The following is a 446-nucleotide window of genomic DNA, read 5'->3' as shown; positions in this document are numbered from 1 at the left end:
CGCCACAATGCCGGGCGAACCTCTGCCTGATAGCGTGTGCGGCGAAAGCCGGTGTCACCCTGTGCGAATGCGCTGATAATCCCGCTGACGCGCCGTTTCAGCTCGCCTTCGTACCACACCCGCAGCTCACACGGCTGGTCGAGTACCGCGCCAAAGTCGATCCCCGGTAAGGCACTCGCCAGATTCAGCGACAGGGCAAATGGCTGGTTCAGGGCCTCGCTGAGCTGAAAATCCACCACGGAAAAGGTCAAGGCGGGCAATGCACCGACCTTTACCGTGAACTGTAATCCTGTACTGTTTGCCACGTTTATTCCCTCGCTTCCCGTGATGAACACCGTGTTGTCTGCACTCAGGTCTGGGAAAATCAGACCTCAGGGCAGTGCACGCAGAAAACCCGGGGCAAGCCCGGGTTAGAGACAGAAGAATTACGCTTCGACCGGTGCACG

Annotated in this window: 1 protein-coding gene; it reads right to left on the bottom strand. The window is 58.7% G+C overall.

The features are described from left to right. The coding region (locus H0248_RS21280; RefSeq protein ID WP_308415678.1) for a contractile injection system protein, VgrG/Pvc8 family at positions 1-305 on the bottom strand (305 nt) is incomplete at its 3' end. Positions 306-446 lie beyond the last annotated feature (141 nt).

The organism is Pectobacterium brasiliense (assembly GCF_013449685.1).
Taxonomy (GTDB): Bacteria; Pseudomonadota; Gammaproteobacteria; order Enterobacterales; family Enterobacteriaceae; genus Pectobacterium; species Pectobacterium brasiliense_A.
Note: the sequence above shows the minus strand (reverse complement) of the source record. Positions and strands in the feature narration are given on the sequence as shown.